Annotated in this window: 7 protein-coding genes; 6 read left to right on the top strand and 1 reads right to left on the bottom strand. The window is 71.6% G+C overall.

Annotated features, from left to right (window positions below; genetic code table 11):
- Positions 1–10: 10 nt before the first annotated feature.
- The 5 genes from EV141_RS04740 to EV141_RS04720 all read left to right on the top strand — a co-directional run bounded on the left by EV141_RS04740 (position 11) and on the right by EV141_RS04720 (position 6,874).
- Positions 11–3,010 carry an alpha-mannosidase gene (locus tag EV141_RS04740; RefSeq protein WP_130484771.1) on the top strand — a complete coding sequence of 1,000 codons (3,000 nt, stop codon included), beginning with the start codon at positions 11–13 and terminating at the stop codon, positions 3,008–3,010.
- Between the two features lie 110 nt (positions 3,011–3,120).
- Complete coding sequence (locus EV141_RS04735) at positions 3,121–3,594, top strand: SRPBCC family protein (protein WP_130484770.1); 474 nt, start codon at positions 3,121–3,123, stop codon at positions 3,592–3,594.
- A gap of 45 nt (positions 3,595–3,639) precedes the next feature.
- Positions 3,640–4,515, top strand: a complete 876-nt coding sequence (locus EV141_RS04730) for a class I SAM-dependent methyltransferase (RefSeq protein WP_130484769.1) — start codon at positions 3,640–3,642, stop codon at positions 4,513–4,515.
- 129 nt (positions 4,516–4,644) lie between these two features.
- Positions 4,645–6,213, top strand: coding sequence for a sensor histidine kinase (locus tag EV141_RS04725; RefSeq protein ID WP_130484768.1), 1,569 nt, complete (start codon positions 4,645–4,647; stop codon positions 6,211–6,213).
- The gene (locus EV141_RS04720) at positions 6,206–6,874 is read left to right on the top strand and encodes a response regulator transcription factor (RefSeq protein WP_241969014.1); all 669 of its coding nucleotides are present in this window, start codon (positions 6,206–6,208) and stop codon (positions 6,872–6,874) included. Before EV141_RS04725 ends, EV141_RS04720 begins: the two co-directional genes overlap by 8 nt.
- Before the next feature lie 113 nt (positions 6,875–6,987).
- Here the strand turns inward: EV141_RS04720 and EV141_RS04715 are convergent, their stop codons facing one another.
- Positions 6,988–8,238 (bottom strand): hypothetical protein, encoded by a 1,251-nt coding sequence (locus tag EV141_RS04715; RefSeq protein WP_130484767.1) that lies wholly within the window; start codon positions 8,236–8,238, stop codon positions 6,988–6,990.
- 170 nt (positions 8,239–8,408) lie between these two features.
- On the opposite strand from EV141_RS04715, the gene EV141_RS04710 reads away from it, so the two are divergent.
- Entirely contained in the window at positions 8,409–12,224 is a 3,816-nt protein-coding gene (locus EV141_RS04710; protein ID WP_375880245.1) for a DEAD/DEAH box helicase, read from the top strand.
- Positions 12,225–12,236 lie beyond the last annotated feature (12 nt).

Here is a 12,236-nt window from a genome sequence, read left to right as displayed (position 1 = left end):
GGCTCATCCGATGCACCTGAATCTCCCGCAGCGCGACGCTCGCATCGCTCGCTTTCTTCGCGACGTGCTCGACCCCGCTCGCGTTGCTGATCACCGCGCGCTGACGGTCGAGCACTGGGTCGTCGGCGGCGAGCCAGTGCCGTTCGCGACCGCCCGTGCCGCCCAGTACGCACCGTTCATGACCGGCTCCCCCTGGGGCAGCGCGTGGGACACGGTCTGGTTCCGCGTCACCGGCGCGGTGCCGAGCGAGTGGCAGGGCTCCGGGGCCATCGAACTGCTCGTCGACCTCGGCTACACCGACCGGCTCCCTGGCTTCCAGGCCGAGGGCATCGTGTATACGGCCGATGGTCGCATCGTGAAAGGGCTCGAGCCCCTCAACCGGCATGCTCCGGTGGCGGAGGCCGGCCCTGCCGGAGAGTTCGAGTTTTACATCGAGGCGGCAGCGAACCCGAACATCGCCGACGGCTTTCAGTTCCGCAGCACCCCACTTGGTCGGAAGGAAACGGCTGGCGACACTCTGCAGTACGTGGCGCGCGCCTTTGACGTTGTGCTGCGCGACCGCGAGACGAGCGCTCTGTGGTGGGACGCGACGACGCTGTTCGACCTGGCCCGACAGCTGCCGGCTGATTCGGTGCGCAGCGCGCGCATTCTCGAGGCGCTGACCCGCGTCGTCGACGTTATTGATGCGGCGAACCCGCGTGACGGTGTCGCCGCAGCGCGCGCGATCCTCGCGCCGGAGCTCGCTGCGCCGGCAAGCGCGAGCGCGCACACCGCCATCGCTGTCGGGCACGCACACCTTGACTCGGCGTGGCTCTGGCCCACGCGCGAGACCGTGCGCAAGTTCGCCCGCACCCTGTCGAACGTGCTCGACCTCATCGACGAGTACGACGAATTCCGCTTCGTCGCCTCGTCTGCCCAGCAGTACGCGTGGGTCGAAGAGAATTACCCCGAGCTGTTCGCCCGTGTGCAGGCCGCGGTTGCGGCGGGCCGCATCGTGCCGATCGGCGGCATGTGGGTCGAGTCCGACGCGACGATGGTCGGCGGCGAATCGATGATCCGGCAGTTCGCGCAGGGCACCCGCTACTTCGAGCGGGCCTTCGGCGTGCGCTCCGACATCGTCTGGCTTCCCGACTCCTTTGGATTCTCGGGCGCCCTGCCGCAGATCTTCCGCGGGGTGGGCGCCACGGGCTTCGTCACGCAGAAGCTGTCGTGGGGCGATACGAATCGGATGCCGCACCACACGTTCGCGTGGGAAGGAATCGACGGCACGCGCATCCTCACGCACTTCCCACCCGTCGACAGCTACATGAGCGACCTCGGCGCCACCGATCTCGCGAAGGCCGAGCGGCAGTTCGCCGAAAAGTCGGTGCTGACGCAGTCGATCGTGCCGTTCGGCTGGGGCGACGGCGGGGGCGGGCCGACCCGCGACATGGTCGAGACGGGGCGGCGCAAGGCCGACCTCGAGGGCTCGCCGAAGGTGGTCTTTGCGACCCCCGCCGACTACTTCGCGACCGCGCGGGGCGAGCTCGTCGACCCGCCCGTCTGGTCCGGAGAGATGTACCTCGAGCTGCACCGCGGCGTGTTCACCAGTCAGGTGCGCACGAAACAGGGCAACCGGCGCAGTGAGGCGCTGCTGCACGAGGCCGAACTGTGGGCGGCGACCGCAGCCTGGCGCGAGGACCTCGCCTACCCGCACGATGAACTCGATGAGGCGTGGCGTCTCACGCTGCTGAACCAGTTCCACGACATCCTTCCCGGCACCTCGATCGGGTGGGTTCACGAGGAAGCCGAGCGAGTGCACGCCCACGTGGCGTCCATTGCGTCCGGCATCATCGAGCGCTCGCTGCGTGTGCTCGCCAGGGATGGCGACCTCGCCCTGGAAGCGCATCCGACGCCGCACAGTGCCGCAGCGTTCGCGATCGTCGACGCGGTCGGTACCGCCTGCCCGGAGGCGACCGCAGATTCCGCCGGAGGGGCGGTGTTGCAGAGCGAGCAGCTCACGGTGCGTATCGACGCGAGCGGCGAGATCGCGTCGCTCGTCGATTCCCGCACAGGCCGCGAGCTCATCGTGCCGGGTGTGCCTGCGGGCGCCCTGCAGCTCTTCCACGACCGTCCATCGCAGTGGGACGCGTGGGACATCGAAGAGCACTATCGGCGGACGCCCGTCGCCCTCGATGGTGAGGTTGCGGTCGACGTCGTGGGTGACACCGTCGAGGTAGATCGGCAGCTCGGCGATTCGCGGGTCACCCTGCGCTGGTCGCTGTCGCGCGACGGAGGTGCGCTCGATCTCGATGTCGCCGTAGATTGGCGTGAAGACGAAAAGCTGCTGAAGCTCGCCTTCCCCGTTGCCCTGCTCGCCGACCGCACCGCTGCCGAGACACAGTTCGGGCACGTGTGGCGCACCGTTCACCCCAACACGTCCTGGGATGCCGCGCGCTACGAGACGGTCGCGCACCGCTTCGTGTACGTCGAAGAGCCGGGCCAGGGCCTCGCCATCGCGAACGCCAGCTCGTATGGCTGGGATACGGAACGCCTCGTGATCGACGGGCGCGGCGCGGGCACTCAGATGCGGGCGACCCTCGTGCGCGCTCCACGGTTCCCCGACCCGCAGGCAGATCGGGTCGAGCAGCGCTTCCGTCTCTCGCTGCGGCCCGTTGCCGACATCGGGGGAGCCGTCGCGGAGGGGTATCGGCTCAGTCGGCCCGCTCGCGCGATCACGGGCGCGCGGTCCGTCGCGCCGCTGGTGCGCGCATCCGCCGGATCGATCGTGGTCGAGACCGTCAAGCTGGCCGACGATGGCAGTGGCGATCTGATCGTGCGCCTGTACGAGTCGCAGGGGAGGGCCGCATCCACCGTGCTCACCATCGACGCCGCGTGGCAATCAGCGCGTCGCGTCGATCTGCTCGAGCGAGATGTTGACGGAGACGGGCTGGAGGTCGATGAGCACACGATCGCCCTGCCGCTGCGCCCCTTTGAGATCGCAACCGTACGTATCCTGAGTGCTTCCTGATGTGCCTACCTGTGATGTCAACCCCATGACACGACGGTGACGATTCCGTACCGTGGCGTGCGTTCGGTCGAACCCGGCCGACCAATCGACGCGACAGGGAGACAACACCCATGAGCACCGTCACCGCAACGATCGACATCGACGCCCCCATCACCACGGTCTACAACCAGTGGACGCAGTTCGAGTCGTTCCCCCAGTTCATGTCCGGAGTCGACGAGGTGCGCCAGGTGAGCGACACCCTCACCCACTGGGAGGTCTCGATCGCGGGCGTTGACCGCGAGTTCGACGCCGAGATCGTCGAGCAGCACGCCGACGAGCGCATCGCCTGGAACTCGGTCGGCGGCGAGCACCACGCCGGCGTCGTTACCTTCCACCGCATCGACGACGCCCGCACCCGCGTCGCGCTGCAGCTCGACTGGGAGCCCCAGGGCGTCGTCGAGAAGGTTGGCGCGCTGCTGCAGGTCGACGACATCCAGATCGACCGCGACCTGCACCGCTTCAAGGAACTGATGGAAGACAACGGCTTCGAGTCGGGCGCCTGGCGCGGCGACGTCGACCGCGCCCCCGACGCCACTGGCCGCTAATCGCGCCGGATTCCCGCCCGCTCCCCGGCGGCTAGCGTTGACCGGGTGAACACCGCCCCCGTCGACGACCTCGCAATTCTGCGCTGCCCCCACTGCGGGGGCGGCCTCGAGGCCGTCGCCGGGGGTGCGTCATGTGCGGCGGGTCACCACCACGATCGCGCCCGCCAGGGATACCTCGGGCTGCGCGTCGCCGCTCGCGGCATGGGGGCGCCCGCCGCCGGAGACACCGCCGAAATGGTGGATGCGCGCGACCGTTTCCAGGGCGCCGGTCACCACGACGCCGTCGCGGCCGCCGTTCGCGACGCGGCGGTGAGCGCCGCGCTCGCCCCGGGTGCCGCCGGCGCTGCGGACAGCTGGGTCGTTGACCTCGCGGGCGGGCCCGGATGGCACCTGGGTCACGTCCTCGACGCGCTGCCCGGGATGCGCGGCCTCCTTCTCGATGCGTCAGCCGTCGCGGTGCGACGCGCGCTGCGCAGCCACCCGCGAATCGCGGCGGCGACCGCGGACCTGCGGTCGCGCATCCCCGTCGGCGATGATGCGGCCGCCCTCGTCCTGAAGGTGTTTGCTCCGGGGCCGCCCGCCGAAATCGTGAGAGTGCTTGCGCCCGGAGGGGCGCTCGTCGCGGCGATCCCCGAGCCTGAGCACCACCGCGAGCTCGTGCAGGGGCTGAAGCTGCTGAAGGTGCCGGCGGTCAAGGCCGACGAGCTGGTTGCCGCGCTGCCCGCCCTCACGGAGGAGGCCCGGGTGACGGTGCGCGAGACCGTCACGGTTGACCGTGCCGCCGCAGCCGACGCCGTGTTCATGGGGCCCAACGCGTTCCACCAGAAGCGAGAAGCAGTGGAGGCGGCGCTCGCCGCAGGCCCCGAGCGGCGCGAGCTGACAGTCGCCGTCACGGTCGTCACCCTGCGCCGCCCCGGCTGAGAGGGCGACGGGGGTTAACCCCACCCCGGGTTCGGGAGGCGGCCGGATGCCGCGGGAATGCGCCGATCGGAAGGCTGGTGGCATCGCGTGAGAGCCGCGCGCATGCCATCCTGACCCGGAGACGACACCATGACTTCCCCGATCCCCGACACCGCCCCGGCACCCGCCGTCGGCGCGACGCGCACCGCAATGGCGCACCCCGAGACTCCGGCCGGTTTGCCGCCGCTCGACGACTGGAGCTACCGCGCCGTCTGGAAGCGCCTGCCCCGCGGCCTCGGCTACCTCGTGCCGACCTTCGCTATCGCGGTCACCGTCAGCGTCGTGCTCAACAGCCTGTTCTCGACCGGCCTCAGCCTGCTGATCGTCGTCGTGGGGCTGTTCCTCATCGCGGCCACGCTGTTCGTCGCCCGCTTCGCTGGCAGCCTCGAGGTGCTGCGCCTGCGCTGGTCGGGCGAGCGCGCCATCACCGAGCCGAACTGGTCGATCGACCCGAGCCTGCCCTGGTGGCGCAAGGCGCTGACCCCCTTTGCCAACGGGCACTACTGGCTGAGCCTGCTGCACGGCGCGATCGTCGCCCCAATCGTGGCAACGATCAGCTTTGTGCTGCTGACCCTGTGGGGTTCGGTCATCGTGGGGGCGATCCTCTCGCCCTTCGCGCTGATCTTCGGCGTTCGGAGCATTAACGGTCCCGACCTCGATCGCATCATCGACCGCATCGGCGGTGCGGGCGGCTTCGGCCCCGGCTACGACGTCTTCGAGAATCGCTACGGCTGGGCGATCGAGCGTGGCGTCGACGTCGCCGCGCCTCTGTCCGGCGTCTTTGTCGTGCTGTTCGTCGTGCTCGCTATCGGGGCCATCCTGACGCTGCCCTACCTGGTGCGCGCCCTCACCTGGGTGCACGCCGCGATCGCCCGCCCGCTGCTCGGCCGCTTCAAGTCGGAGGAGCTCGAGGGCCAGGTCTCGAGCCTGTTCACCGCACGCTCGGCCGCGGTCGCCGCCGAGGGCAGCGCGCTCAGCCGCATCGAGCGCGACATTCACGACGGCCCGCAGCAGCGACTGATTCGCCTGCAGATGGATCTCTCGGCCGCCGAGCGCCGCGTCGAGGACGAGCCCGACGCCGCCAAGGCGCTCATCGCGGATGCGCGTCGCCAGGCACAAGACGCGCTCGACGAACTGCGCAACCTGTCGCGCGGCTTCGCTCCGCCGCTGTTGATCGATCGCGGGCTGTTTGCGGCGCTGGAATCCTTAGCGACGCGATCGAGCATCCCGGTGACCCTGCAGACGACGCTCGGGGCGACCGCCGAGCTGCCCGACGAGGTGGCGCGCAACGCCTACTTTGTGGCGAGCGAGCTGATCGCGAACGCGACCAAGCACTCGGAGGCGTCGAGCATCGCGCTCGTCGTGGCCCGCGACGGCGCCGATCTGGTCGTCTCGGTCACCGACGACGGGCGGGGTGGGGCGGCCGAGACCCCGCACCACGGGCTTGCGGGTCTGCGCGACCGGGCCGTCGGACTCGGCGGTACCTTCACCCTGTCGAGCCCCGAGGGCGGACCGACCGAGATTCGGGTGACGCTGCCCGTGGGCGGCGTGGCGGCACCCGCGGCCCCGACCGCCGCGCAGCCGACCACCACGACGCCCGCTGCTGCGTCGCAGTCCGACCCCACGCCCGATGCCCCGCAGAATGGTGGCGATGCCTGACATGAGTTCTGCCGCACCAGCCCTTCGGGTGGCGGTCGCCGACGATTCGGTGCTGCTGCGCGAGGGGCTGGTGCGCTTGCTGGGCGATGCCGGCATGGATGTCGTGGGCGCGTTCGGCGACGCCGAGGCGCTGTCCGCGGCGTTGCCGGGCCTCACCCTCGACGCGGTCGTGCTCGACGTGCGCATGCCCCCGACGTTCACGGACGAGGGGGTGCGCGCCGCGGTGCGGCTGCGGCGCGAACGCCCCGAGGTTGCCGTGCTGCTGCTGTCGCAGTACGTCGAGCTGACCTACGCGACCGAGCTGCTCGCGGGCGGCGAGGGGCGGGTGGGGTACCTGCTGAAGGATCGGGTCGTGTCACTCGACGACGTGCGCGACGCCCTCACCCGCATCGCGGCGGGCGGAACGGTGCTCGACCCCGAAGTTGTCGCCCAGCTGATGGGTCGCCGGGCGAACCCGCTGCAGTCGTTGACGCCCCGCGAGCGTGACGTGCTCGACCTGATGGCGCAGGGCCGCACGAACGCGGCGATCGCCGATCGGCTGTTCATCGGCGTCGGAGCGGTCGAGAAGAACGTGTCGCAGATCTTCGCGAAGCTCGGGCTCGACGAGGCGCAGGGCGACCACCGCCGCGTGCTGGCGGTGCTGGCGTACCTGCAGCGCTGAGCCGGCTCGCCGCTCTGCCGCCCGCGCCGGGAGTCGCTTTGGTGAGATGGTGAGGGCTCGAAGTGCCTCCACCCCACCGAACTGGCTCCCGCTCAGGAGCGGACCTCGGCGCGCTAGTAGCGGGCGAGCACGTCGGCGTCGCGTGCGTGCGTGATGGCGCGGCGGGCCGCGTCGAGCGCGGCGACCGGGTCGGTCGACGCTTCGCGTTCGGCGAGCGCCAGTTCGCGGCGCGCATCCTCGAGGCGGGCGCGGGCTCCGGCGGCGCCGCGTCCGCGGCCGGCCGCCTCCGCTTCGGCGAGTTGGATGCGCGCGGTCGCGAGCGCTGCATCGAGCGCCTCCCGCGCGTGGCTGAGTCGCTGCGCCTGTGAGCGGGCGGCGGCGAGTGATACTTCGAGCGCGTCGAGGGCGCCGCGGAGCCGGGTGAGCGTCGGCAGCGGGTCGCGGGCATCCGCCGCCGCGGCGTCGGCGATGGCTGCGTCGACGTCGACGACGGCACGGGTGATGCCGGCGGCCGTGTTGGCGTCGGGCGCGATGTCGGTGGCCTCGAGCGCCTCGGTGCGCTGCACCCGAGCGTCGGCGGCGAGGCCGGTGAGGGCGGCGGCCACGTCGTCGAGCCGTGCCACGGTGGCCGCGCGGTCGTCGAGCAGGCGTTCGGCGGTGGCGACGGCGACGTCGGCGGAGTCGAGCTCGGCGGCCACGGGCGGCGGCACGGCGGCCGCCAGCGCGTCGGCGACCCGGGCAAGGGCGGCGTCGGCGGTGTCGAGTTGCGCGGCCGCGAGGGCAGGGGCCGTCGCGGCGGCGCCCAGGGCGCGGGCGGTGTACCGCTCGGCGTCACGCTGGTGGGCGGCCTCGTCGTCCCGCAGCCGCGCGCGCACCGCGGTGATGCGTTCGCTCAGCCGCGAGTGGCGCTCTCGCGCGCCGGATTCGGCGGTGCGCCGCCGCCGGAACGCCTGCTCCTGCTCGCCGAGTGCCGCCTCGATGCGTCCCGCGAGCATGACGATGCGGTCGGCGCGTTCTTGCTGACGTAACCCCGGGGCTGGGTCGTCGGTGAGCATCCCGTGCAGCCGGAAGATTTCGCGGCGATCCTCGGCCGCCTGGTCGAGCGCTGCCCGAAATTCGGCGGTGTCGCGCTCGCCGAACTGGGCGAGGGCGAAGCCCAGCTCGCGGTCGGCCGTCTGGATGGCGTCGTCGGCGCGTACGAGAGCGACTCCCGCGCGGGTGCGCTGATCCTCGAGCGCCCGTTCGGGCCGGTGGCGGCGGCGCGAGACGAGGACGACGCCCCCGACGAGCACCCCGGCGACGACCACGCCCACCGTGAAGACGGCCGTGAGAATTCCCGAGATGAGACCGCCGAAGAGTTCCACGACTGTGCAGTGTATGCGCCGGGTCTTGGCGCGGGCGGCGCGGAATACCGGGCGAATGCGCGGGACGGTCGTAGGGTGACCGCGTGTGGCGTGCCGACCGATACGACGATCATGAGCTAGACGACGATGCTCCCGTGGCGGCTCCCGGCGTGGAGCCGGGCGCACTGAGCATGGGAGACCCGGCGGTGACCCCGATGAATGTGGCGAGCGATACCTGGCAGCGCTGGCGCGACGAGCTCGCGGCCCTCGGCGGCGCGAGCCCGCTGCTGCACTTCGACGACGACCCGCGCGGCCGTATCGAGCTCGGCACGAGCCACCCGGGGGGCCTTGCCCGCTTCATCGCCGGTAGCCCGACGCTGTTGAGCAACCTCGTGCGCGACGACGTGGCGCTGCGCACTGCCCGCGTCGCCGCCGAACGCATCGCCGATAAGGGCCTCGAGCTGTCGAGTGTGCGTGGCATCGACGCGATCGCTCTCGGCATCGGCATGGTCGTCTGGAGCCACGGCGGCGAGACGTTCCGCGCGCCGCTGCTGCTGCGCCCGTTGCGCCTGCGCCGCCGCGGCCGTGAGGTCGAGCTGACGCTGCTCGACCGCCTCGTGCTGAACCCGGCGCTGGCCCGCGAGCTCGCGCGCCAGTTCTCGCTGCACCTCGACGAGGAGGCCTTCGTCGCCCTCGCCGACGACGACGGCACCTTCAAGCCGAACCCGCCGCTCGATCGACTGCGCGGTCTGACGGCGCACCTCGACGGCTTCACGATCACCCCGCGGCTCGTCGTGTCGACGTTTGCCGAGGTGGGCCCGGCGCTCGCCGCCGACGCCCGCGACCTGTCGCACCCCGTGCTCGATGCGATCGCCGGCAACACGAGCGCCCGCTGGGCGGTTCAAGAGAGCCAGACCACGGTCACCCCGGTGCCCGCTGACCAGCGCCCGCCCGAGACCGACCTGCTGCTGCTCGACGCCGACGCCGAACAGGAGGACGTCATCGCGAACGTCGCCGCCGGCAACTCGATTGTCGTGAAGACGCTGCCCGGTACGGGCGCGACCCAGACGGTGGTCAACGCCCTCGGCACGCTGATCGCGCAGAACAAGCGGGTGCTCGTCGTGAGTTCGCGACGCGCGGCTCTCAGCTCGATCCAGCGCCGCTTCACCGACATCGGCCTGCCCGGCGTCACGGTGACCCCGCGCAGCCTGCGACGCGACGTTATTCGCGGCATCAGCCGCAACGAGAAGGCGCAGAAGCCCCGTGTTGCCGACGTCAACGAGGCCCTCGTGCGCCTGCGCGGCGTGCTGCTCGACTACCGCGAGGCTCTCGGCCGCCCCGACCCCAAGCTCGGCATCAGCGTGTACGACTGCGTCTCAGAACTCAGCCGCCTCGCGCTGCTGCCCACCCCGCCCACGACGCGCGCGCGACTCACCCGCGCTGCCGTCGAGACGCTCGCCCACGATCGCGCGCACGCCGCGCAGGTGATTGTGCAGGCCGCGAAGCTGGGGCAATTTAGCTACGGCCCGGGCGACTCGCCCTGGTACGGCGCCGAGTTCTCGACGGGGGAGGAGGCGACCCGCGCCCAGGAGCGCGCCCGCCGCCTGCACTCTGAGCTCGTGCCGCGCCTGCTCGACCGCGCCGTCGCGCTCGTCGCCGCGACGCCGATGCGCCAGTTCGAGACGCTCGCCGAGCTCGGCACCTACCTGCGCCTGCTGACCGAGCTGCGCGACACGCTCGACAAGTTCCAGCCGTCGGTGTTCGACCGCTCGCTGAGCGAGCTGATCGCCGCCACCGCCCCCCGCCGCGAGGGTTCGACGATGCCCGCGACGACGCGCCGCCGCCTGAAGGCGCTCGCGAAAGAGTACGTGCGCCCGGGCGTTCACGTGAGCGACCTGCATGACGCGCTCACGCGCATCCAGCAACAGCGCATTTTGTGGCAGCGGTTCGCGCCGGTCGGCATCACGCCGACCGTGCCCGTCGGCATTGCGGATGTCGCGGTCGCCTACCAGCAGGTCGAGCAAGACCTCGAGGCTCTGGATGCTCCGCTCGGCCACACGACGCGCGAAAAGCACCTGCTGAATCGCCGCATCGACGAGCTGCAGCGCACCCTCGCCGGCCTCGCGGCCGAGAGCGACGTGCTCGCGAACCTGCAGGAGCGCACCGAGCTGATGCGCGAGATGCAGCCGTGGGGCCTCGACGCCCTGCTTGACGACCTCGCGCAGCGCCACGTGCCGCACGAGCAGGTCGCCGCCGAGCTCGAGCTCGCCTGGTGGCGCAGCGCGCTGGACAGCCTGCTGCAGGCCGACCGCGCCCTGCTCGGCGCCGACGTCGACGTGCTCGACCGCCTCGAGTCTGACTTCCGTCTCGTCGACGAGGCGCACGCCGCGGGCAGCGCCGCCATGATGGCGTGGCAGCTGTCGGAGGCTTGGTCGATCGGCATCACCGACTGGCCCGACGAGGCGAAGGCCCTGCGCGACCTCCTGCGCAGCGGCATGCTCACCCCCGGCGACCTGCAGAAGTGCGCGCCGCACCTGAGCCGCCCCATCGCGCCGATCTGGCTGAGCTCGCCGTACGACGTTGCCGAGATCAGCGACGACATCCCGTTCGACGCGGTCTTCGTGCTCGATGCCGGCGCCGTCACGATGGCCGAGGTGTCGACCGCGATCCGTCGTGGACGCCAGGTGGTCGCGATCGGCGATCCGGTCACGCAGACGCCGTCGCCGTTCTCAATCGCGGTCAGCGACGCGCCGCCGACGGCATCCGACGAGGAGGCGCGTCACGCCTCGAGCGCGCTCGTGCAGCTCTCCGAGCTGCTTCCGACGCTCGGCCTCACCCGCTCGTACCGCGCTGGCGGCGAAGACCTTGCCGAACTCGTCAACCGCCGCTTCTACGCCGGACGCATCGACTCGTTGCCGTGGGCGGGGTCGTTCCTCGGCCACCCGTCGATCGCGGTCGATTACCTCGACGACGGCAACGGCATGCCCGACGACGTCACCGGCACGATCGAGTCGGTCGACGCCGAGGTTGACCAGGTCGTGACGCGCGTGCTTGAGCACGCGACCGCGCGGCCGAACGAGTCGCTCATGGTCATTACCGCGAGCGCCAAGCACGCCGCCCGCGTGCAGACGGCGACGCTCAACGCCATGCAGTCGCGGCCCGACCTGCACGACTTCTTCCTCGGCGACCGCGCCGAACCGTTCGCCGTGCTGACCATCGAGCAGGCCGTGGCCCAGTCGCGCGACCGCGTCATCTTCTCGATCGGCTTCGGCCGCACCCCGCACGGCCGCGTGCTGAGCGAGTTTGGCGCCCTCGGGCGCCCGGGTGGGGACCGGCTGCTCGCCGTCGCGATGACCCGCGCGCGCCGATTTGTGCGCATCGTGTCGTGCATCCGCGCTGATGACCTCGATGACGACCGCATGGGCCCCGGCGCCCGTGCGCTCGCCGAGCTGCTCGCCGACACCGAGGCGCGGCGCACCGCGGTTGACGTGCCCGACGACAGCGACCCCATGCTGATCGACCTGGCGCGGCGCCTCGAGGCTCGGGGCCTGCGCACCGCGCTCGGACACCGCGGCAAGCTGAAGCTCGTCGCGAGCCGCGGCGGCTACTGCATCGCGGTCGACACCGACGCTTCGCTCGGCACGATGAGCCTGCGCGAGTCGCTGCGCCTGCGCCCCGACCTGCTGCGTCGCCTCGGCTGGCACTACGCGCGCGTGCACGTGTTCGAACTGTTCTCGAACCCCGACGCCGTCGCCGACCGCATCGCCGCCATGGCGAAGCCGGTTGCTGTGCAGGCGCCGCCCGCTCCGACGCCCGCTCCGACCCCGGCCGCCGCGGCAGCAGCTCCGGCGCGTCCGACCGCCGCGCCCGCCGAGACACAGCCGATCGACCGCGAGGCGTCGACCGGGCCGATCGCCGTGCAGTCCGCGGCTCCGGCCGCGCCCGCCGCACCGTCGCCCGCCCAGCGCGCCCAGTCGGCACAGAGCGAGACGCAACCGCTGTTCTGATCGCGCGTAGCC

The organism is Microcella putealis, assembly GCF_004216575.1.
Taxonomy (GTDB): Bacteria; Actinomycetota; Actinomycetes; order Actinomycetales; family Microbacteriaceae; genus Microcella; species Microcella putealis.
The sequence above is the reverse complement of the archived record's forward strand: the minus strand, read 5'-3'. Positions and strand labels throughout refer to the sequence as shown.

Excerpts from the sequence above, each read along its gene's own strand:
- EV141_RS04740 (WP_130484771.1), top strand. The coding sequence starts at position 11 with ATGCACCTGAATCTCCCGCAGCGCGACGCTCGCATCGCTCGCTTTCTT.
- EV141_RS04710 (WP_375880245.1), top strand. The coding sequence starts at position 8,409 with ATGGGAGACCCGGCGGTGACCCCGATGAATGTGGCGAGCGATACCTGG.
- EV141_RS04720 (WP_241969014.1), top strand. The coding sequence starts at position 6,206 with ATGCCTGACATGAGTTCTGCCGCACCAGCCCTTCGGGTGGCGGTCGCC.
- EV141_RS04725 (WP_130484768.1), top strand. The coding sequence starts at position 4,645 with ATGACTTCCCCGATCCCCGACACCGCCCCGGCACCCGCCGTCGGCGCG.
- EV141_RS04735 (WP_130484770.1), top strand. The coding sequence starts at position 3,121 with ATGAGCACCGTCACCGCAACGATCGACATCGACGCCCCCATCACCACG.